We start from the raw sequence: 20,012 nt of genomic DNA, 5'->3' as shown, positions 1-20,012 counted from the left end.
GGAGAGCTTCCCATGCCTCTCCGGCGTCAGGTGAGGTTCGCGGGCTCCGCGGCCGGGACGTCGAGGTGCTCGAGCAGCGCCACGACCGACTCCTGCGGCCGCTCCACGTGCGGCGAGTGCCCCACGCCGGGGAGCACGACCTCGCGGTAGGCGCCGCCGGAGGCCGCGTACCGGTCGAGCACCACACGGGTCTGGGTGACCATCGGCTGCGGCGGGCAGGCCTCCTCGCCGGGCCAGCCGGGCACCGCGCCGAGCTGGCCGAGGTAGGCCAGGTCGAACACCGAGGTGTCGGAGACGATCGCGTCGGCGTCGCCGCGCAGCCACAGCACCGGGGGCTTGACCGGCAGGTCGACGATGCCCGAGACGTCGAACACCGTCGGCGCCATCGTGTTGAGCACCCCGCGCGGGCCGGGCGCCGTCATCGGCCACGTCTCGCTCGCGACGGCGTCGCCCGGGTAGTTGTCCTCACCGGTGCGGGTGGACAGCATCGCGGCGACGAACACGTCCTCGAGCTGCGGGTCGATCGGCAGGGAGCCGGGGGCCACGTAGAACGAGCGCAGGATCGACCGGGGGCTGGTCGGGGCGGCGTCGGAGGTGTCGCCGGCGGCGAGCGCCGCCACGAACTCCGGGTTGGCCGCGCCGCCGCCCGAGCCCGCGCCGTCGGCGGCCAGCAGGCGCCCGTCCGGCCCGGCGGTGCCGCCGAAGCCGTACGGGGACACCGGCGCGACCAGCGCCACCGACGCCACCGTCGCCGGCGCGTCGAGCAGGTACTGCAGGACGACGCCGGCGCCCATGCTCCAGCCGACCAGGTGCACGCGGTCGAGGCCGAGGGCGTCCACCAGCGCGGCGACGTCGTCGGCCCAGTCCCGCACGCCGCGGCGGGCGTCCACCGGCAGCGGGTCGGTGTCGCCGTAGCCGCGCAGGTCGACGGCGAGCACGCGGTGCCGGCCGGTCTCGTGCACGGTGCGCAGCGCGTGCTGCCAGAACAGCGCCGAGCTCACGTTGCCGTGCACAAACAGCACCGCCTCGCCGGGGCCGGCGGGGTCGGTGCCCTCGGGGTGCAGGACGTTCTGGGTCAGGCGCGCGGTGGGCACCCGGGTGGCGGTCACCCCGGGGAGCAGGACGTCGGCCATGGCGGTACTCCTCGGGGAGGGCGGACTGGCGGCCACACGCTAGCGACGGCGGGCACGTGCTGGCGACGGCGGCCACACCGCGGGTGCACCAGGCACACCACGGGCCCCCGCGAGGTCCGGGGCCCGGCCGCGGAGCCGACCTAGAGTCGACGGCGATGACCAGCGCACGGACCGGCACCCGCCTCGCGGCCGAGCGCCCTCCGGCGAGGAGGGCGCCCGCCAAGAAGGCGCCCGCGAGGAAGGCGCCGGCGAAGCGCCCGCCGGCCAAGCGGACCGCGGCGCGGCCGCCCGCCGCGACGCCGCAGGGCGGCAACCCGTGGGTGTGGCGGCACTGGTGGCCGGCGCTGCTGATCGGCGTCGTCGTGCTCGTGTCGGTCGTCTGGAAGGGCGACCGGCCGGCGGAGGTGACGCCGACGGCGTTGTGCACGGTGCCCTCGACGTCGGTGACCCTCAGCGGCGAGCAGTGGACCAACGCCCAGACGATCGCCGCGGTGGGCAAGGAGCGCGGGCTGCCCGAGCGGGCGATCGTCATCGCGCTGGCGACGGCGATGCAGGAGTCGACGCTGCGCAACCTCGACTACGGCGACCGCGACTCCCTCGGCCTGTTCCAGCAGCGCCCGTCACAGGGCTGGGGCACGCCCGCGCAGGTGCAGGACCCGGTCTACGCGGCCGGCCAGTTCTACGACCGGCTGGTGCGGGTGCCGGGGTGGGACACGATGCGGCTCACGGAGGCGGCCCAGCTCGTGCAGCGCTCGGGCTTCCCGGAGTTGTACCAGCAGCACGAGCCCCTGGCGGCCGCGCTCACGGCCGCGCTGCGCACGGACGACCGGACGCGCAACTGCGGCTGAGCGCTCAGGTCACCCGGCCGCGGCTCTTGCCGTGGAGCTCCGGGCGGTCGAAGGCGGCGGACACGCCGGCGGCGCCGGCGAGGCTGCGGCCGCGGTGCAGGCGCGCCTCGAGGGCGAGCAGCGCCACGAGGGCGGCGACGGGGACGAGCAGGAACACGACGAGGAACACGGCGGGGCCTCCCGGCCTGGCCGGGCGGGGTGCCCGGCGAGTGGGACCACCGTGTCGGTCGGCACTTGCGGGTGTCTGGCGGAGGACTGCCGCCGCAGTGCCGCCGGCTTGCAGGCGACTGGCAGCCGGCCCGCTCAGGCGGTGAGGCGTTCCGCGGCGGCGTCGATCCGCTCGTCGGTGGCCGTGAGCGCGAAGCGCACGTGCCGGGCGCCGGCGGGGCCGTAGAACGAGCCGGGCGCGGGCACGATGCCCAGGCCCGCCAGCCACTCGACCGTCGTCCAGCAGTCCTCGTCGCGGGTGGCCCAGAGGTAGAGCCCGGCCTCGGAGTGGTCGATGCGCAGGCCCGCCGCCCGCACCGCGGCGGCCAGCCGCTCGCGCCGGCGGCGGTAGCGCTCGCGCTGCTCGTCGACGTGCGCGTCGTCGTCCAGGGCGGCGGTCATCGCCGCCTGCACCGGGCCGGGGACGAGCAGGCCGAGGTGGCGGCGCACCTCCCACACCCGGCGGACCAGCACCGGGTCGCCGGAGAGCAGCCCGGCGCGGTAGCCGGCCGCCGTCGACTGCTTGGACAGCGAGTGCACGGCCAGCAGGCCGGTGTGGTCGTCGCCGGCGACGGCGGGGTGCAGCAGCGAGCGGGGCTGCACCTCCCAGCCGAGGGTGGCGTAGCACTCGTCGGCGACGATGGGTACGCCGTGCGCTCGGCCCCAGGTGACCCAGGCGCGCAGCTCGTCGTCGGTGAGCACCCGCCCGTGCGGGTTGCCCGGGGAGTTCAGCCAGACCAGCCCGATCCCGGCGGCCTCGGCCGGCGGGGCGTCGGCCCGCCGGACCGCGAGCCCGGACAGCACCGCGCCGACCTCGTAGGTCGGGTAGGCGACCTCCGGGATGACGACGGTGCCGTCGCGCAGGCCCAGCAGCGTGGGCATGAGCGCGACCAGCTCCTTGGAGCCGATCGTCGGGACCACCGAGGGGTCGGCGCCCAGCGGGTCGGCCAGCGTCACGCCCAGCCGGCGCCGCAGCCACCCGGCCGCAGCGGTGCGCAGCTCACGGGTGCCCAGCGCCATCGGGTAGCCGGGCGAGTCGCCGGCCCCGGCCAGCGCGGCGCGCAGGACCTCCGGCGTCTCGTCGACCGGCGTCCCGATGGACAGGTCGACGATGCCGCCGGGGTGCTGCGCCGCGCGGGCCCGGGCGGCCTCGAGGCTGTCCCAGGGGAAGTCGGGCAGCCGGTGGCCGGCCGCCGTCCCCGTCGTCGTGGTCAGTGCCCCTCGCCCTGGGGCGGGAGGGCCGCCACCAGCGGGTGGTCGTGGCCGACCTTGCCCGTCTTGGCGGCGCCGCCGGGGCTGCCCAGGTCGGAGAAGAACTCCACGTTGGCGTTGTAGAAGTCCTTCCACTTGTCCGGGACGTCGTCCTCGTAGTAGATGGCCTCCACCGGGCACACCGGCTCGCAGGCGCCGCAGTCGACGCACTCGTCGGGGTGGATGTAGAGCATCCGGTCGCCCTCGTAGATGCAGTCCACCGGACACTCGTCGATGCACGCCTTGTCGAGGACGTCGACGCAGGCCTGGGTGATCACGTAGGTCACGGTGGGTCCTCCCGGGGGACGTGCGGGCAGCGCCCCGGCTCGGGGCCGGGCGCGCGCGGATCTGCCGATCAGTATGGCCCCGGCTCCCCGCGCCGGGCGCGACGGGTGCACCCGCCCGCCCCGGGAGGAGGAGGCCGCCGCCCACCCCGCAGGATCGGGGCATGGGACAGAGCCGCTCGCCGCTGGGGGTCGCCGACCTGGAGCGCGTGGCCGCGCGCGGCTGGCCCGCCCCGGAGGAGGAGCCGCTGGGCGGGTGGCTGCTGCGGGCCGGCGGCGGGTTCACCGGCCGGGCGAACACCGCGCTGGTCACCGGCGACCCGGGACTGCCGCTGCCGGAGGCCGCCGACGCCGTCGTCCGCTGGTACCGGGCCCGCGGGCTGCGCCCGGGTGCCGCGCTGCCCGGCGTGCAAGCCCGGGCCGCCGGCGCGGTGCTGGCGGCGGCCGGGTGGGAGCGCTCGGAGGACGTGCTCGTGCTCACCGCCCCGCTGGTGCCCGCCGGTGGGGCCGACGTCGAACTGGCACCCGCGCCGGCCGACGACTGGCTGGCCCTCTACCGGCCCGACGCCGACCCCGCCGGCGCCCGCGCGGTGCTGACCGGCGGCGGACGCACCGTCTTCGCCGCCGTCCGGCCGGAGCCGGGCGCGCCCCCGGTCGCCGTCGCCCGCGGGGTGGTCACCGGCGACTGGCTCGGCGTGAGCGCGCTGACCGTGGCCGAGGAGCACCGCCGTCGCGGGCTGGCGGGCACGGTGATGGCCGCGCTGTCCCGCTGGGGCGCCGCGCAGGGGGCGCACTGGGTGTACCTGCAGGTGTCGGCGTCCAACACGCCCGCGCGGGAGCTCTACCGCCGCGCCGGCCACGTCGAGCACCACCGCTACCACTACCGCTGGGCGCCCGAGGCCCCCTGAGACGGCACGGCCCGGCCCGTCCGGGCGGGAGTGGCCAGCACCCGGCCGACGGCGACCGCGGCCCCCACGACGCCGAGGCCGAGGAAGGCCAGCGTGACGGTGCCCAGCCCGCCGGTACCGACGGCGATGAGGTCCCCCTCGGGCCGGCGCGCGGTGGCCGAGAGCGCAACGGCCAGCCAGGTGACCGCCGGGAGGACGGCGACCAGCCGCGACCCGGTCAGCCGGTGCGCCCCCTCGACCAGCAGGAAGTTCCCGGCGGCCGCGGCGAGCACCGACAGCGGCACGAGCACGCCGCCGATCCGCAGCGGCAGCCAGAACACCTGGACGAGGGCCAGCCAGCCGGCGACGGCGACCGCGAGCACCGCCGCGCCGGCGAGCGTGGCGGCGCGGGTCATCCGGGCAGGCCGGCGAACAGGTCGTCCTCCCAGCCCTGCGGGCCGCCGCCCGCGGGGCCACGCCCGCCGCGCACCAGCCGGTAGTGCTCGATCCCGAGGACCTCCTGGCCGAGGTTGTTCGACAGCGCGAAGAACGGACCGTCCACGGTGATCTGGGTGGCGTGCGCGCGCATCGCGGCGTCCTTGCGGCCCGCGTACGCCCGGCCGTCGACGGCGGCGGTGACCAGCTCGTCGGGGACGGCGAACGGGATGTCGTCGATCTCGCCCAGCCGCTCGAACGGCGCGGCCTCCCCCAGCGCGGCCATCGCCTCGGCGCCCTCGCGCAGCACCGACCGGGGGGTGCAGCACCAGTAGACCTTGGCGACGTCCCAGGCCCCGCCCAGGTCGGGGCGGTAGGCGGGGTCGGCGGCGCGCTCGACGGCGGCCATGGCGACGCGGTGGGCCTGGATGTGGTCGGGGTGGCCGTAGCCGCCCTGCTCGTCGTAGGTCACGACGACCTGCGGCCGGACCTCGCGGACGACGGCGACCGCGTGGGCGACCGCCTCGTCGAGGTCGGCCCGCCAGAAGGCGCGCGGCTTCTCGTTGGCCGGCGTGCCCATCATCCCGGAGTCGCGGTAGCGCCCGGGGCCGCCGAGGAAGCGCCAGTCCGTGACGCCGAGGGCGTCCATCGCGGCGCGGAGCTCGGCGATCCGGTAGCCGCCGAGCTGGTCGGCGTGCTCGGGGGCCAGCAGTTCCAGCTCGGGGACGAGGACCTCGCCCTCCTCGCCGAGCGTGCAGGTGAGCAGCGTGACCTGGGCACCCTCGGCGGCGTAGCGGGCCATCGTGGCGCCGTTGTTGATCGTCTCGTCGTCGGGGTGGGCGTGGACGAGCAGCAGGCGTCGGTCAGCGGTCACGAGAGGTCATTGTCGCCTACCTCCCGAGCCCGCCACCGGGGTGTCGTGACCGGTGGCGGGCCCGGAGGGTCCCCGCCGGGTGCGGCGGCGGGGCTCAGCTCAGGCCGGGTACGGCACGTGGCCGCGGTGTCGTCCGGCAGGACGACGGATCACTCGGCGTCGACGGGGACGACCGTCCGGGCCTCGGCGAAGTGGCAGGCCGACGGGTGGCCCTGGCCGCGGTCGACCAGCGCCGGGGGCTCCTGGGCGCAGATGTCCTGGGCCTTCCAGCAGCGGGTGCGGAAGCGGCAGCCCGAGGGCGGGTCGGCCGGGCTGGGGACGTCGCCCTGCAGCAGGATCCGGTCCTTCTGGCCGCGCAGGTGCGGCTCGTGCAGCGGCACGGAGGACAGCAGCGCCTGCGTGTAGGGGTGCGACGGCGAGCCGTACACCTCGGCGTCGGTGCCCTCCTCGACGATGCTGCCGAGGTACATCACCGCGACGCGGTCGGAGATGTGGCGCACCACCGACAGGTCGTGGGCGATGAACAGGTAGGACAGGCCGAACTCGTCCTGCAGGTCCTCGAGCAGGTTGACCACCTGCGCCTGCACCGACACGTCGAGCGCCGACACCGGCTCGTCGCAGACGATGACCTCCGGCTGCAGCGCGAGCGCCCGGGCGATGCCGATGCGCTGCCGCTGGCCGCCGGAGAACTGGTGCGGGTAGCGGTTGACGTAGTCGGGGTTGAGGCCGACGCGGTCGAGCAGCTCCTGCGTGCGCTTGAGCCGGCCCTTCTTCGGGGCGACGTCGTCGTGCACGGCCCAGCCCTCGGCGACGATGTCGCCGACGGTCATCCGCGGGTTCAGCGACGCGTACGGGTCCTGGAAGATGATCTGGACCTCGCGCCGGTACTCCTTGAGCGCGCGGCCGCCCATGCGGGCGACGTCCTTGCCCTTGTAGAGGATCGACCCGCCGGTCGGGCGCTCCAGGGCGACGATCAGCTTCGACACCGTCGACTTGCCGCACCCGGACTCCCCGACCAGGCCCACGGTCTCGCCGCGGCGCAGGGTCAGGTCGACGCCGTCGACGGCGCGGACGTGCCCGATCGTGCGCTTGAAGACGATGCCCTGCGTCAGCGGGAAGTGCTTCTGCAGCCCGCGGATCTCGAGCAGGGGCTCCCCGAGGGACCCGCGCAGCCCGCTCGGCGCCGGCTTGGCCAGCGTCGGCGCGCCGGGCGCGGCCTCGGTGGACGGGGACGACTTGGACGGGGACGACTTCGACAGGGACGACGCCGCGGTGGCGCCATGCTCACTCGGCTGGGACACCGAGCACCTCCTCGCTGTAGTGGCACGCGGCCTCGCGACCCGGGACGACCAGCCGCAGCGGCGGGACGTCGGTCGCACACTCGCGGCCGGGCGCGGCGTCCGCGCCGAGACGGCGGCGGGCGCAGCGCGGGTGGAACGGGCAGCCGCTGGGGATGCGCGCCAGGTTCGGCGGCTGGCCGGCGATCGGCCGCAGCCGCCCGCCCTTGGCCTCCACCTGCGGCACGGAGCCCATGAGCCCCTCGGTGTAGGGGTGGGACGGCTTGCTGAAGACGTCGTCGACGGTGCCCCGCTCGACGATCTCGCCGGCGTACATGACCGCCACGTTGTCGGCGACCTCGTTGACGACGCCGAGGTCGTGGGTGATGAGGATCAGCCCCATCCCCGTCTCCCCCTGCAGGTCCTTGAGCAGGTCCATGACCTGGGCCTGGACGGTGACGTCGAGGGCGGTCGTGGGCTCGTCGGCGATGAGGATCCGCGGGTCGAGGGCGATCGCCATGGCGATCATGACGCGCTGGCGCATGCCGCCGGAGAACTGGTGCGGGTAGTCGTCGACCCGGCGGGCCGCGGCGGGGATGCGCACGCGGTCCATGAGCTCGATGGCCCGCTTGCGCGCCTCCTTCTTCGACAGCCCGCGGTGCGCGCGGAACATCTCGCCGATCTGGAAGCCGACGCTGTACACGGGGTTCAGCGAGGACAGCGCGTCCTGGAAGATCATCGAGATGCCCGGGCCGCGGATCTTGCGCTGGTCCTCGGCGGACATCTCCAGCATGTCCTTGCCCTGGAACCAGATGCCGCCGCCGTTGATCACCGCGGGCGGGGTCTCGAGGATCCCCATGATCGCCTGCGCCGAGACCGACTTGCCGGAGCCGGACTCGCCGAGGATCGCCAGGGTCTCCCCCGCCGCCAGGCTGTAGCTCACGCCGTTGACGGCGTTGACCACGCCGCCGCGGGTGCGGAACTCCACGTGCAGGTCGTCGACCTCGAGCAGCGGGGTGCCGGACGGGGCGAGCTCGCTGGTGGGCTTGGACAGGTCGAGGTTGGTCATGCGCGCTGCCTCGGGTCGAGGGCGTCGCGCAGGGCGTCACCCATCATCACGAACGCCATCACCGTCAGGGTCAGGATCAGGCTGGGGAAGAGCACCAGGTGCGGCGCGGTGCGGATGGAGTCCTGCCCCGCCTCGATCTGCAGCCCCCACGAGATCGCGGGGCGCTGCAGGCCGACGCCGAGGTAGGTCAGCGTCGCCTCCGCGGCGATGATCACGCCGATGGTGATGGTCGCGTAGACCAGCACCGGAGCGACGGCGTTGGGCAGGATGTGGCGCACCAGGATGCGGCGGCCCGAGGCACCCATCGCGCGGGCGGCGGCGACGTAGTCGGAGCTCTTGACCGCGATGACCTGCGAGCGGACCAGGCGCATCGCCGTCATCCAGCCGAACAGCGCCAGCGCGATGGCCACCGCGCCCGGGCCGCGGGAGTTGATGATCGGGATGCCGGTCGAGGGGCCGACGCGGAGCAGCACCAGCGCGCCGAGGATGAGCGGCAGCGCGTAGAAGATGTCGGCGATCCGGGCCAGGATGCCGTCGGTGAACCCGCCGTAGTAGCCGGCGATCGCCCCGACGAGGACGCCGAGCAGCAGGATGACCAGCACGGCGATGACGCCGATGATCAGCGAGTTGCGGGCGCCGTAGACGACGTTGGCCAGGTAGTCGCAGCCCTGGGTGTCGAAGCCGAACCAGTGCTGCGCCGAGGGGCGGCCGCGCGAGTTCGACAGGTCGCACGAGCGCGGGTCGGCGCCGCGGGCGAACACCTGCGGGACCAGCGCCATCAGCAGGAAGAACACGCCGAGGACGGCACCGATCCAGAACAGCGGGTTGCGGCGGAGCTCGCCCCAGGCGTCGCTCCAGAGGCTGTTCTGCCGCTCCTTGGTGACGTCGACCGACGGGCTGGCGAGGCCGGTGGTGGTGCCGGCCTCGACCTCGTCCTTGCGCAGGTCGAGCTGCTGCTGGTCAGTCATAGCGGATCCTCGGGTCGAGGACGGCGTAGAGCACGTCCACGACCAGGTTGAAGAAGATGAAGAAGAACACCATCAGGGTGACGATGCCGACGACGACCGCGCCCTCCTGGGAGCGGATCGCGTTGAACACCTCCCGGCCGATCCCGGGGAGGTTGAACACCGTCTCGGTGACGATGGCCCCGCCGAGCAGGGCGCCGATGTCGGCCCCGATGAACGTCACGACCGGGATCAGGCTGTTGCGCAGGGTGTGCCGGACGATCACGGTGCGGGTGGGCAGGCCCTTGGCCCGGGCCGTGCGCACGTAGTCGGCGCGCAGGTTCTCCGCCAGGCTCGTGCGGGTCAGGCGGGCGACGTAGGCCAGCGATCCCGAGGCGAGGACGAGGCCGGGCAGCAGGTAGCTGTAGAGGCCGTCGTTGGTCCCCGCGATCGGGAACCAGCCGAGCTTGAGGCCGAACAGCAGCTGGGCGAAGAAGGCCAGCACCAGGATCGGGATCGAGACGATCAGCGTCGTCGAGACCAGCACGACGTTGTCGAAGAAGCTGTTGCGCCGGATGCCGGCGAGCACGCCGGCGACCAGGCCGATGAGGATCTCGAAGACGACGGCGGTGATCGCCAGCTTGACCGTGACCGGCAGGGCCCGCTCGATCGTCTCGATCACCGGGCGGCCGCGGAAGTCGGTGCCCAGGTCCCCCTGGAACAGGTTCTTCATGTACTCCCAGTACTGGATGTACAGGGGGTCGTTCAGGTTGAACCGCTCGCGCAGCTCGGCGATGACGGCGGGAGAGAGCGGCCGGTCGCCGCCCAGTGCGCGGATCGGGTCGCCCGGCAGGGCGTACACCATCGCGAAGATCAGGAAAGACGCGCCCAGCAGGACCGGGATGGTGAGCAGCAGGCGGCGCGCTACGTAGCGGCCCATGGTCCCCCTCGGGGTGTGTGCGGCGCCGGTGTACGACGCCGCCGGTGTCCATCGTGCCGCAGGCCCCCGCACACGCGCCGCCGGGGGCGACCGTCCTGGTCGGACGGGCGCCCCCGGCGGGTGGTGCGGGTCCTGCGGGGTCGGGTCAGCTGTTGACCGTGACCTCGGAGGTGACGATCCGCTGGAACAGGTCCAGGCGGACGTCCGAGACGTTCTCGGAGGTCACCGACTGGATCTCGGTGAAGAACATCGGGGCCATCGGCATGGCCTCGTTGATGATGTCCTCGGCCGCCTGGTAGCTCTCGAGGCCGGCCTCGGGGGTCTCCGCCTGGTCACCCTCGACGACCAGCTGGTCGACCTGCGGGTCGGTGTAGAACGAGTAGTTCGAACCGGCCGGCGCGAGCGACGACGTCGTGAACAGCGGGGTGATGTAGCTGTCCGCCGCCGGGTAGTCGAAGCTCCAGCCGTACCGGAACGGGCCCGCGACACCGCGCGACTCGAGCAGCGGCAGGTACTCGGCGAAGTCGAGGTTGCCCTGCAGGACGTACTCGACGCCGATGTTCTCGCGCAGCTGGTTGCCCACGGCCTCCATCCACGCGTCGTGGCCGGCACCGGCGTTGAACCACAGGTCGACGGGCTGGCTGCGGTCGAAGCCGGCCTCGTCGAGGAGGCGGTTGGCCTCGTCGGGGTCGAGGGTGCAGTAGGTGCAGCTGCCCTCGCGGTAGCCGTCGACGACCGGCGGGATGAAGGAGTCCGCGGCCACGCGGGTGCCCTGGAAGATCGCCTCGGAGATGGCGTCCCGGTCGACCGCCATGGAGAACGCCTGGCGGACCCGCGGGTCGGAGAACCGCTGGTCGTAGGTCGGGAAGCTCAGGTAGGTGATCTGCGAGGACTCGGTCGCGATGAACCGGTCGCCGAACTCCGCCTCGGCCGACTCGATGACGTCGGGCGGGATGACGTCGACGATGTCGAGGTTGCCGGCCTGCACGTCGGTGTAGGCGGTGTTGACGTCGGCGTAGACGACGTAGTCGACACCGTCGGCCTGCGCGGCGTCGTCGCCGGCGTAGTCCTCGTAGCGGGTCAGGCTGATGCCCTGGCCGGGGACGTAGTCCTCGGAGGCCTGGAACGGGCCGTTGCCGATCGGGCGGGTGCCGAAGCCCTCGGGGTCGTCGAAGAAGGCCGTCGGCAGCGGGTAGAAGGAGTTGTAGCCCACGACCGCCGGGAAGTTGGAGAACGGCGAGGAGAGCGTGACCGTGAAGGTCAGGTCATCGACGACGGCCAGGCCGCTCATCTCGGTCGCGGCCGGCTCACCGGTCGCGTTGCCCTCGGCGTCGACCGGGGCCTGCAGGTCGGCGTAGCCGGCGATCCGCGACAGGTAGGAGGCGGCGCCCTGGGCGTTGGGGCTGAAGGCGGTGTAGTTCCACGCGTCGACGAAGGAGTCGGCGTTCACCGGGCTGCCGTCGTGGAAGGTCCAGCCGTCCTTGAGCGTGACGGTCCAGGTGGTGTTGTCCTCGGACTCGATGGACTCCGCCACGCCGCTGTACTCGACCGAGCCGTCCTCGGCGTACTTGACCAGGCCGGTCCACAGCGAGTTGACGACCTGGTCGCCCTCGGACTCCGTGGTGTTGCCCGGCACGAGCGGGTTCTCCGGCTCGCCGATGTAGACGCTGAAGGTGCCGCCACCCTCGCCGCCACCGCTGCCACTGCCCGAGCCGCTGTCGTCGCTGCCGCCACAGGCGGACAGCAGCAGCGCACCGGACAGACCGGCCGCGACGAGCGCCGAACGGCGCTTGCTCAACTTCACGTGCGATGCCTCCCTCGTCCCGCGCATGCGGGGGGAACGGACTGGTCCATGCGCGCCCGGGCACGGAGGGCCGGGCGTGGCGTCCATCTGGTGAACACCCGGGAACGGTCCCGGGACGCCGCGAGCGACCCTAGGCACCCCCGGCGAGGAGCGTCCACGGCCGTCACCAAGTTGTGACTGATGCTCACGACCTGACGGCGCGCGATGCAAACGGCACGGTACGCCGCCCCCGTCACGACACGTGTTGCGGCCCCTCGGCGCTCATCCCGGAGGACTTCCGCCGAACGGGCGTCGGGGGTGTCAGGCCTGTACCAGCGGGTAACCGGAGGTCACCCGAGGAGAGGAGCTCACCGTGAGCGGGATCGACAAGCTGAAGAACAAGGCCCAGGAGCTGTCGGGCGAGGGCAAGGAGCGCGTCGGCGAGGCCACCGGGGACCGCGACCTGCAGGCCGAGGGTGCCAACGACAAGGCCGCCGGCAACCTCAAGCAGGCCGGCGAGAAGGTCAAGGACGTCTTCAAGTAGAAGGACCTCGCTGCCCCCCACCCCTCGCTCCGCTCGGGGCGGGCCCCTGCAGCGAGGCCGTTCCAGCACGTCACGTCGGGCGCCGTCTGCGGACGGCGCCCGTCGTGCGTCTACAGCCGGGCGAGCAGCGCCCGGACCGCGGGCAGCAGCGGGCGGTCGGCCGCGATCCAGTCCAGCGCCTCGAGGTCGGCGGCCCGCACCCACCGCAACTCGCGGTGCTCGTGCGCGACCGGCTCGCCCCCGGCCAGGCGCGCCCACCACACCCGCAGGGTCGAGGCGCCCGGCGCGCCGCCCGCGACCGCGCCGTCGAGCGGCACCTCCCCCACGAACGCCTGCGGGACGACGGCGACCCCGAGCTCCTCCGCGCACTCCCGGACGAGCGCGGCCTCGTGCCCCTCCCCCGGCTCGACCTTGCCGCCGGGGAACTCCCACAGGCCCGCCAGCGCCCCCGAGCCGCGCTGGGCGACGAGCACCTCGCTCCCGCCGGCCCCGTCGCCGCGGACGATCGCCGCGCCCACCACCTGGACGACGTCGAGCGCCCGCACCGCCGCCAGCGCCGCGTAGCCGTCGAGGTGCCGGCGCATCGCGCGCAGCACCCGCCGGCGCAGCACCGCCCGGTCCACCAGGCCCCCGAGCGGCCCCGGCAGGCCCGTCTCCCAGGAGACCTCCTCCTCGACGACGGTGCCCGCGCCGGTGGCCGTGAAGGTGCGCGCGTGGGTGACCCGGCGCCGGCCGGAGTCCGGTCCTCCTGCGTACCGGTCGGACACCGGGCGGACCGACTCGACCTCCTCCAGCGGGAAGGGCCAGGGGCGCCCGAGGGCCCGGGCGACGTCGAAGGCGACGGTCAGCGGCGCGGCCACGACCGTGGTGAAGCGCAGCCGGTACACCCCGTCACCCTCGCAGACGGGGCAGGATGGGCCGTCCAGGCACCGTCGGAGAGGAACGCCGTGCGCATCACCGCCCGGGTCGACTACGCGGTCCGCGCGGCCCTCGAGCTGGCCGCCGTGGCCCCGGACGCGCTCACGTGCGACCGGATCGCGAGGTCACAGGGCATCCCCTCGCGGTTCCTGCAGGGCATCCTCGGCGACCTGCAGCACGCCCGGCTGGTCACCAGCCAGCGGGGCCGCGAGGGCGGCTACCGGCTGGCCCTGCCGCCCACGGAGATCTCGATCGCCCGCGTCATGCGGGTCGAGCAGGGCTTCCTCGCCGAGGTGCACGGCCAGCGCCCCGAGGACGTCAGCTACCCCGGCGTGGCCGAGGAGCTCGCCAGCGTCTGGGTGGCCGCCCGCGCGGCGTACCGACGGGTGCTCGAGGAGGTCACCCTCGCCGACGTCGTCGCCGGGAAGCTGCCCGGGCACGTGGCCGAACTCGCCGCCGTCGAGAGCGCCTGGCGGTCCTTCGGCGACGACCCCGCCTGAGCGGCGCGGCGCCGCTCGGCGAGACTCGCCCCGTGAGCAGCGCGCAGCACGGTGGCGTCACCGTCTTCCTCACCGGCCTCTCGGGCGCGGGCAAGTCCACGATCGCCGACGCCCTCGTCGCCGGGCTGGAGGCCGACGGCCGGCCGGTCACCGTCCTGGACGGCGACGTCGTCCGCACGCACCTGTCCAGCGAGCTGTCCTTCTCGCGGGAGCACCGCGACCTCAACATCCGCCGGATCGGCTTCGTCGCCGGCGAGGTGGTGCGGCACGGCGGCACCGTCGTCGTCGCGGCGATCGCGCCCTACGAGCAGGCGCGCGAGGAGGCCCGGGCCCTCGTCGAGCGGCACGGCCGGTTCGTCCTGGTGCACCTGGCCACGCCGCTGGAGGTGTGCGAGGCCCGCGACGTGAAGGGCCTGTACGCCCGCGCGCGGGCCGGGGAGATCGCCGGGTTCACCGGCATCGACGACCCCTACGAGCCGCCGGCGCGCGCCGAGCTCGTCCTCGACACGTCGGTCACGCCGCTCGAGGAGTCGGTGGCCCGGATCCGCGCCGCCATGGACGCACCGGCCTGAGCCCGGCCGCCCCCGGTCGCCGGTGTGCGACCATGGAGTGCGTGACGGATCGCGGCAGCCTGCTCGTCGCGCGCCTGCACATCGACCTCGCCCTGGTCAGCAGCGCCGCCTGTCGCGCTGCGCGCTGACCACCAGTCCTCCCCCGCGGCCGTCGCCGCGACCCGACCTGGCAGCGCCCTCCGTGCGGGTGCGAACCGGCGCGGACGGCGCAGAGAGAAGTGCACCGTGTCCGCTCCTCCGCGTCCGAGCAACCGGCCCCCGCGTCGCGACACCCCGCAGCGCGGCCAGGGCCAGTGGGCGCTCGGCTACCGGGAGCCGCTGAACCCCAACGAGCGGATGAAGAAGGACTCCGACGGGCTCGAGGTCCGTCAGCGGATCCTCGACATCTACTCGAAGACCGGCTTCGACGGCATCGACCCCGGTGACCTGCGCGGCCGCATGCGCTGGATGGGCCTCTACACCCAGCGCGCCCAGGGCATCCCCGGCGGCAAGACCGCCGTGCTGGAGCCCGAGGAGCTCGAGGACTCCTACTTCATGATGCGGGCCCGCATCGACGGCGGGCAGCTCACCAGCGACGCGCTGCGCGTCCTGGGCGGCATCAGCACGGAGTTCGGCCGCGACGTCGCCGACGTCACCGACCGGCAGAACGTGCAGTACCACTGGATCCGCATCGAGGACGTGCCCGAGATCTGGCGGCGCCTGGAGTCGGTCGGGCTGTCCACCATGGAGGCCTGCGGCGACGTCCCGCGCGTCATGCTCGGCTGCCCGCTGGCCGGCATCCTCGAGGACGAGGTCCTCGACGCCACCGACGTCATCGCGGCGACCGTCGAGAAGTACGTGGGCTCCCCCGAGTTCAGCAACTTGCCGCGCAAGTGGAAGACGTCGATGTCCGGCTGCGTCGACCACTGCACCGAGCCCGAGATCGACGACGTCGCCTTCGTCGGCGTGCGCAACGAGGCCGGCGAGGCCGGCTACGATCTGTGGGTCGGCGGCGGCCTGTCGACCAACCCGATGTTCGCCCAGCGGGTCGGCGTCTTCGTGCGCCCCGACCAGGTCACCGACGTGTGGGCCGCCTGCACCGCGGTCTTCCGCGACTACGGCTACCGGCGGCAGCGCAACCGCGCCCGCATCAAGTTCCTCATGGCCGACTGGGGGCCGGAGCGCTTCCGGCAGGTGCTGCAGGACGAGTACCTGCACGAGGCGCTGCCCGACGGCCCCGCGCCGGCCCCGGCGAAGCACGACCAGCGCGACCACGTCGGCGTCAGCCGGCAGAAGGACGGCCTCAACGCCGTCGGCTTCGCGCTGCGCACCGGCCGCATCAGCGGCTCGCTGCTGACCACCATCGCGGGCCTGGCCGACGAGTACGGCCAGGGGCGCGTCCGGACGACGACCCAGCAGAAGATGGTCATCCTCGACGTGCCCGACGAGCGGGTCGAGGAGCTCGTCGCCGCGCTCGCCGAGCACGACCTGCAGGTCCGGCCGAGCGCCTTCCGCCGCGGCACCATGGCCTGCACCGGCCTGGAGTTCTGCAAGCTCGCGATCGTGGAGACCAAGCAGCACGCGCAGGACCTCTACGCGGAGCTCGAGAAGCGGCTGCCGGACTTCGACACCCCGATCGGGATCAACGTCAACGGCTGCCCGAACAGCTGCGCCCGCTTCCAGACCGCCGACATCGGGTTCAAGGGCTCGATGGTCCGCGACGCGAACGGCGAGATGGTCGAGGGCTTCCAGGTGCACCTGGGCGGCCACCTCGGCGTCGAGGCGACCTTCGGTCGCAAGTTCCGCGGCCACAAGGTGACCAAGGCCGAGACCGCCGACTACTGCGAGCGCGTGCTGCGGGGCTTCCAGGAGCGCCGCACCCCGGGCGAGTCCTTCGCGCACTACGTCTCCCGGGCCGAGGAGGCCTGGCTGCTGTGAGCGAGGGGGCCGAGGACACGGCGGGCCGGTCGGGAAGGCAGCGGCAGCTCCCCGTGTCCCAGGGAAGCGTGCGTCCGCTTCCTGTGTTCCATTGCCCGTACTGCGGCGACGAGGAGCTCACGCCGCACGAGGAGGGCTGGCGCTGCGGCGCCTGCCTGCGGGCCTTCTCGGTCCGCCTGATCGCGACGGGGGTGACGGAGTGACAGCCGTGGAGGAGACCCGGCCGGTCGCGGCGACGCCGGAGCTCGCGGCCGAGGCCGACGCCCGCTTCGAGGGCATCGCCGACCCGGTCGAGCAGGCGCTCGCCGTGCTGCGCTGGGCCGGGGAGACCTTCGGCGAGAGCTTCGCCGTCACCTCCTCGATGGCCGACGGGCTGCTGGCCCACCTCGCCTCCCGCGCGGTGCCCGGCGTGAACGTCGTCTTCCTCGACACCGGCTACCACTTCGCCGAGACGATCGGCACGCGCGACTGGATCAGCAGCGTCCTGCCGATCACCCTGGTCAACGTCACGCCGCCGCTGACGGTCGCCGAGCAGGACGCCGAGCACGGCCCGGCGCTGCACGACCGCGACCCCGACCTGTGCTGCGCGCTGCGCAAGGTGCAGCCGCTCGCGCAGGCGCTGGCCGGGTACACGGCCTGGGGCTCCGGCGTGCGCCGCGACGAGGCCGCCACCCGGGCCGGCACCCGCGTCGTCGACTGGGACGCCAAGCGCGGCATGGTGAAGGTCAACCCGCTGGCGGCCTGGACGCAGGACGACGTCGACGCCTACATCGCCGAGCACCGGGTGCCGGTGAACCCGCTGCAGGAGATCGGCTACGCCTCGATCGGCTGCGCGCCCTGCACCCGGCCGGTCGCCCCCGGCGAGGACCCGCGTGCCGGGCGCTGGGCCGGGCGCGGCAAGACCGAGTGCGGCCTGCACCTGTAGGAGCATCCCGACGTGCCCCGGCCGCCCCGCCTGTCCCCCGACGACGTCGCGGCCGGGCTGCGTTCCCTCCCGCTGTGGAGCGGGGACACCGGCGGCCTGCACCGGACGGTGCAGCTCGCGTCCTTCCCCGCGGCGGTGGCCGCGATCGTCGCCATCGCCGACGTCGCGGAGGAGATGGACCACCACCCCGACGTCGACCTGCGCTTCCGGACGCTGCACCTGACGCTGGTCAGCCACTCCGAGCAGGGCGTGAGCGCGCTGGACCTGGAGCTCGCGCGCCGCATCGACGCGCTGCTGCCCGCCTGAGCCGGAGGGCCGGCCCGGGGGGATCCTCCCCCGGGCCGGCCCCCGTGGCGTGCGGCGGTCAGGCGCCGACGCGGCCCCCGTCGTGGCGGAAGGCGACCGCCACGCTCGGCCGGGGGAACGGGCGCTCGGGCAGCCGGTCGGGCCAGACGCTCGACGGCGTGTCGCGGGTGGACCCGGTGGTCTCCCCCGGGTGCTGCACCGACACGAACACCGAGCGGCCGTCACCGGGGATCAGCGGGCCGCTGCACTCCGCGCCCAGCGGCACGGTGAGGAACGCCTTGAGGTGCCCGCGCTCGGGACCCTCGACCGGGACCGCGAACAGGCCGTCGTTGGTGCCGGCGACCGTCCCGGCCTCCTGGTTGCGGGTGGACAGCACGTTGCCGTCGGTGGAGATCCAGAGGTTGCCCGCCGGGTCGAACTCGAGGTTGTCCGGGCAGGAGATCGCGCTGACCCGCGACTTGTCGTACCCGGCGAAGTAGGTGCCCGGGTCCTGCGGGTCGCCGGCCAGGAGGAAGACCCGCCAGCTGAACGTGGTCCCGGCGATGGAGCCGGTCTCCTCCCACTCGATGACGTGGCCGTTGCGGTTGCCCGCCCGCTCCTCGTAGGTGCCCGACTCCGCGTCGAAGGCGAACGACCGGGTCAGCGGGTTCGCCTCGTCGGCGCCGGGACGCCCGCCCGCGCCGGTGCGGTTGGAGTTGTTGGTCAGCGCGGCGTAGACGCGGCCGTTGACCGGGTTGACCTGGATGTCCTCGGGCCGGTCCATCCGCGTGGGGACCTTCGCGGGGTCGACGACGACGGGGGCCGCCGGGTCGGGGAAGTCGCCGCGGGCGTCGAGCTGCTTGCCGAGCCGGTCGGCGGCCAGCCGGGTGAAGGTGAGCACCCAGGCGACGTCCTTGCCCGGGACCATCGACCGCCCGTCCTGCACCAGCGGGACCCACGTGCCGGTGCCGTCGAACTCCCCGTCGGAGGGCAGGCGGCCGCTGCCGTCGATCTCGGCGGCCGGCGAGTCGCCGGTGAAGCGGGCGACGTAGAGATCGCCCTCCTCCAGCAGCGTCATGTTGTGTGCCCGCGCGCGGGCGCCGTGGCCGGCGTCGAAGCGGCGCTTGGAGACGAACTTGTAGACGTAGTCGAAGCGCTCGTCGTCGCCGGAGTAGGCGACGACGCGGCCGTCCTCGGCGATCTGGATGTTGGCGCCCTCGTGCTTGAAGCGGCCGAGCGCCGTGTGCTTGCGCGGCGTCGAGTGCGGCTCGTGGGGGTCGACCTCCACCACCCAGCCGAAGCGGTTGACCTCGTTGGGCTCGCGGGACAGGTCGAAGCGCGGGTCGACCGTCTCCCAGCGCCGGGTGGGCGCGTCCTCGGCGCTGACGCCGTAGCGGGCCAGCCGCGGCTCGGCCGGGTTCTCCGGGATGGGCGCCGAGGTGCCGAAGTACTGGTTGAAGTTCTCCTCCCCGTGCAGGGTCGTGCCCCACGGGGTGATGCCGCCGGCGCAGTTGTTCAGCGTGCCGAGGACGGTGCGGCCGGCCGGGTCGGCGCTGGTGCGCAGGTAGGTCGAGCCGGCGGCGGGCCCGGTGAGCGCGAAGGGCGTGTCGGTGGTGATCCGGCGGTTGCGGTCGAGCCGGCGGGTGGGCTGCCAGATCCCGGTGTTCCCCGACCGCTCGATCTGCACGACCGAGATGCCGTGCGCCATCATCGCGACGCGCTTCTGCTCGTCGGTGATGTCGCCGGCGCCCTCCTCGTCGGCGACCCCGCCGAACATGAGCTGCTCGTCGGTGTACTCGTGGTTGACCACCAGCAGCGCCTTGTCGCGGCCCAGCGGGAGGAAGCCCAGGAAGTCGCAGTTGTAGCCGAACTGCTTGGCCTGCGCCTCCGGCGTCTGGGCGTCGACGTCGAAGGCCGGCGCGCCCTCCTCGACGGGGTCGCCCCAGCGCATGACGACGGCGTAGCCGTAGCCGGCGGGCACGACCAGCTCGTCGAGGAAGTTCTGCTGCACGGGCTGGAAGGTGAGGGCGCCGTCGCCGCCCGGGCCGCCCCGGTGCCGCCCGGGGGCGGCGGCCGCCTGCTGCGGGAACAGCGGCGCCGCCGCGACGACGAGCGCGCCGGTGCCGGCCACCTTGAGCAGGTTCCGGCGGCTGAGCGAGGCCTGGACGACCGACTCGAACGTCGGGTTGTCGGTCCGGTTCGGCACGGGCGCGTCGCAGGCGTTGCCGCACTTGTAGTGGCAGGTGACGTGGCTGCGGGAGCCGTGCCGCACCTGCGTCAGCAGGGGCAGCAGTCGGCGGCGACCGGCGAGTTCCGTCATCGGATTCCTTCGAACGGGTGACGAGGCCCCCGAACGCTAAGGAGGACCGGTCCGTCCGCAGGTGGCCAGGAGGTGAAACCGGCGTGACCTGTGCGGGGG

The 20,012-nt window shown here is 74.0% G+C and carries 21 protein-coding genes; 8 read left to right on the top strand and 13 right to left on the bottom strand.

The features are described 5' to 3' along the window. Nucleotides 1–26 precede the first annotated feature (26 nt). Entirely contained in the window at nt 27–1,133 is a 1,107-nt protein-coding gene (locus BUE37_RS04125) for an alpha/beta fold hydrolase (protein WP_073418763.1), read from the bottom strand. A gap of 155 nt (nt 1,134–1,288) precedes the next feature. Here BUE37_RS04125 and BUE37_RS24745 point away from each other — a divergent pair, with 155 nt between their 5' ends. Further along, the gene (locus BUE37_RS24745) at nt 1,289–1,981 is read left to right on the top strand and encodes a hypothetical protein (protein WP_073418762.1); all 693 of its coding nucleotides are present in this window, start codon (nt 1,289–1,291) and stop codon (nt 1,979–1,981) included. 4 nt (nt 1,982–1,985) lie between these two features. On the opposite strand, the gene BUE37_RS23650 is transcribed toward BUE37_RS24745, so the two are convergent. The 3 genes from BUE37_RS23650 to fdxA form a co-directional block, all read right to left on the bottom strand. Further along, on the bottom strand, nt 1,986–2,150 hold the full coding sequence (locus tag BUE37_RS23650; protein ID WP_175562784.1) for a hypothetical protein: 165 nt from the start codon (nt 2,148–2,150) through the stop codon (nt 1,986–1,988). A gap of 134 nt (nt 2,151–2,284) precedes the next feature. Continuing rightward, entirely contained in the window at nt 2,285–3,367 is a 1,083-nt protein-coding gene (gene dapC / locus BUE37_RS04115) for a succinyldiaminopimelate transaminase (RefSeq protein WP_175562806.1), read from the bottom strand. A gap of 32 nt (nt 3,368–3,399) precedes the next feature. Further along, complete coding sequence (gene fdxA / locus BUE37_RS04110; RefSeq protein ID WP_073418760.1) at nt 3,400–3,726, bottom strand: ferredoxin; 327 nt, start codon at nt 3,724–3,726, stop codon at nt 3,400–3,402. A 161-nt stretch (nt 3,727–3,887) separates the two neighbouring features. Here fdxA and BUE37_RS04105 point away from each other — a divergent pair, with 161 nt between their 5' ends. Further along, nucleotides 3,888–4,631, top strand: a complete 744-nt coding sequence (locus BUE37_RS04105; protein WP_073418759.1) for a GNAT family N-acetyltransferase — start codon at nt 3,888–3,890, stop codon at nt 4,629–4,631. On the opposite strand, the gene BUE37_RS04100 is transcribed toward BUE37_RS04105, so the two are convergent. The 7 genes from BUE37_RS04100 to BUE37_RS04070 all read right to left on the bottom strand — a co-directional run bounded on the left by BUE37_RS04100 (nt 4,604) and on the right by BUE37_RS04070 (nt 11,953). Then, nucleotides 4,604–5,026 carry a hypothetical protein gene (locus BUE37_RS04100; protein WP_073418758.1) on the bottom strand — a complete coding sequence of 141 codons (423 nt, stop codon included), beginning with the start codon at nt 5,024–5,026 and terminating at the stop codon, nt 4,604–4,606. The genes BUE37_RS04105 and BUE37_RS04100 overlap by 28 nt on opposite strands. Beyond that, the gene (gene mshB, locus BUE37_RS04095; RefSeq protein WP_073418757.1) at nt 5,023–5,919 is read right to left on the bottom strand and encodes an N-acetyl-1-D-myo-inositol-2-amino-2-deoxy-alpha-D-glucopyranoside deacetylase; all 897 of its coding nucleotides are present in this window, start codon (nt 5,917–5,919) and stop codon (nt 5,023–5,025) included. The genes BUE37_RS04100 and mshB overlap by 4 nt, the downstream gene beginning before the upstream one ends. Nucleotides 5,920–6,068: 149 nt before the next feature. Further along, nucleotides 6,069–7,220, bottom strand: a complete 1,152-nt coding sequence (locus BUE37_RS04090; protein WP_245794277.1) for an ABC transporter ATP-binding protein — start codon at nt 7,218–7,220, stop codon at nt 6,069–6,071. Next, entirely contained in the window at nt 7,204–8,265 is a 1,062-nt protein-coding gene (locus BUE37_RS04085; RefSeq protein ID WP_073418756.1) for an ABC transporter ATP-binding protein, read from the bottom strand. Before BUE37_RS04085 ends, BUE37_RS04090 begins: the two co-directional genes overlap by 17 nt. Then, complete coding sequence (locus BUE37_RS04080) at nt 8,262–9,233, bottom strand: ABC transporter permease (RefSeq protein WP_073418755.1); 972 nt, start codon at nt 9,231–9,233, stop codon at nt 8,262–8,264. Before BUE37_RS04080 ends, BUE37_RS04085 begins: the two co-directional genes overlap by 4 nt. Beyond that, entirely contained in the window at nt 9,226–10,149 is a 924-nt protein-coding gene (locus BUE37_RS04075; RefSeq protein WP_073418754.1) for an ABC transporter permease, read from the bottom strand. The genes BUE37_RS04080 and BUE37_RS04075 overlap by 8 nt, the downstream gene beginning before the upstream one ends. A gap of 145 nt (nt 10,150–10,294) precedes the next feature. After that, the gene (locus BUE37_RS04070; RefSeq protein ID WP_217651114.1) at nt 10,295–11,953 is read right to left on the bottom strand and encodes a peptide ABC transporter substrate-binding protein; all 1,659 of its coding nucleotides are present in this window, start codon (nt 11,951–11,953) and stop codon (nt 10,295–10,297) included. 352 nt (nt 11,954–12,305) lie between these two features. On the opposite strand from BUE37_RS04070, the gene BUE37_RS04065 reads away from it, so the two are divergent. Next, complete coding sequence (locus BUE37_RS04065) at nt 12,306–12,476, top strand: CsbD family protein (RefSeq protein WP_073418752.1); 171 nt, start codon at nt 12,306–12,308, stop codon at nt 12,474–12,476. Nucleotides 12,477–12,586: 110 nt separating this feature from the next. On the opposite strand, the gene BUE37_RS04060 is transcribed toward BUE37_RS04065, so the two are convergent. Continuing rightward, complete coding sequence (locus tag BUE37_RS04060; protein WP_073418751.1) at nt 12,587–13,363, bottom strand: (deoxy)nucleoside triphosphate pyrophosphohydrolase; 777 nt, start codon at nt 13,361–13,363, stop codon at nt 12,587–12,589. Nucleotides 13,364–13,423: 60 nt separating this feature from the next. On the opposite strand from BUE37_RS04060, the gene BUE37_RS04055 reads away from it, so the two are divergent. The 5 genes from BUE37_RS04055 to BUE37_RS04030 all read left to right on the top strand — a co-directional run bounded on the left by BUE37_RS04055 (nt 13,424) and on the right by BUE37_RS04030 (nt 17,614). After that, the gene (locus tag BUE37_RS04055; protein ID WP_073418750.1) at nt 13,424–13,894 is read left to right on the top strand and encodes an RrF2 family transcriptional regulator; all 471 of its coding nucleotides are present in this window, start codon (nt 13,424–13,426) and stop codon (nt 13,892–13,894) included. Between the two features lie 32 nt (nt 13,895–13,926). After that, the gene (gene cysC, locus BUE37_RS04050) at nt 13,927–14,466 is read left to right on the top strand and encodes an adenylyl-sulfate kinase (RefSeq protein ID WP_245794276.1); all 540 of its coding nucleotides are present in this window, start codon (nt 13,927–13,929) and stop codon (nt 14,464–14,466) included. A 225-nt stretch (nt 14,467–14,691) separates the two neighbouring features. After that, nucleotides 14,692–16,383 carry a nitrite/sulfite reductase gene (locus tag BUE37_RS04045; protein WP_073418749.1) on the top strand — a complete coding sequence of 564 codons (1,692 nt, stop codon included), beginning with the start codon at nt 14,692–14,694 and terminating at the stop codon, nt 16,381–16,383. 199 nt (nt 16,384–16,582) lie between these two features. Continuing rightward, nucleotides 16,583–17,308: a phosphoadenylyl-sulfate reductase gene (locus BUE37_RS04035; protein ID WP_073418747.1), complete on the top strand. Its 726-nt coding sequence runs from the start codon at nt 16,583–16,585 to the stop codon at nt 17,306–17,308. 12 nt (nt 17,309–17,320) lie between these two features. After that, nucleotides 17,321–17,614 carry a 4a-hydroxytetrahydrobiopterin dehydratase gene (locus tag BUE37_RS04030; protein WP_073418746.1) on the top strand — a complete coding sequence of 98 codons (294 nt, stop codon included), beginning with the start codon at nt 17,321–17,323 and terminating at the stop codon, nt 17,612–17,614. Nucleotides 17,615–17,672: 58 nt separating this feature from the next. On the opposite strand, the gene BUE37_RS04025 is transcribed toward BUE37_RS04030, so the two are convergent. Continuing rightward, nucleotides 17,673–19,913 (bottom strand): PhoX family protein, encoded by a 2,241-nt coding sequence (locus BUE37_RS04025; RefSeq protein ID WP_073418745.1) that lies wholly within the window; start codon nt 19,911–19,913, stop codon nt 17,673–17,675. Between the last annotated feature and the right edge of the window lie 99 nt (nt 19,914–20,012).

Source organism: Geodermatophilus nigrescens (assembly GCF_900129495.1).
Taxonomy (GTDB): Bacteria; Actinomycetota; Actinomycetes; order Mycobacteriales; family Geodermatophilaceae; genus Geodermatophilus; species Geodermatophilus nigrescens.
The sequence above is the reverse complement of the archived record's forward strand: the minus strand, read 5'-3'. Positions and strand labels throughout refer to the sequence as shown.

Coding starts and splice junctions, on each gene's coding strand:
- BUE37_RS04125 (WP_073418763.1), bottom strand. CDS start 1,133: ATGGCCGACGTCCTGCTCCCCGGGGTGACCGCCACCCGGGTGCCCACC.
- BUE37_RS24745 (WP_073418762.1), top strand. CDS start 1,289: ATGACCAGCGCACGGACCGGCACCCGCCTCGCGGCCGAGCGCCCTCCG.
- BUE37_RS04105 (WP_073418759.1), top strand. CDS start 3,888: ATGGGACAGAGCCGCTCGCCGCTGGGGGTCGCCGACCTGGAGCGCGTG.
- BUE37_RS04100 (WP_073418758.1), bottom strand. CDS start 5,026: ATGACCCGCGCCGCCACGCTCGCCGGCGCGGCGGTGCTCGCGGTCGCC.
- BUE37_RS04085 (WP_073418756.1), bottom strand. CDS start 8,265: ATGACCAACCTCGACCTGTCCAAGCCCACCAGCGAGCTCGCCCCGTCC.
- BUE37_RS04080 (WP_073418755.1), bottom strand. CDS start 9,233: ATGACTGACCAGCAGCAGCTCGACCTGCGCAAGGACGAGGTCGAGGCC.
- BUE37_RS04075 (WP_073418754.1), bottom strand. CDS start 10,149: ATGGGCCGCTACGTAGCGCGCCGCCTGCTGCTCACCATCCCGGTCCTG.
- BUE37_RS04025 (WP_073418745.1), bottom strand. CDS start 19,913: ATGACGGAACTCGCCGGTCGCCGCCGACTGCTGCCCCTGCTGACGCAG.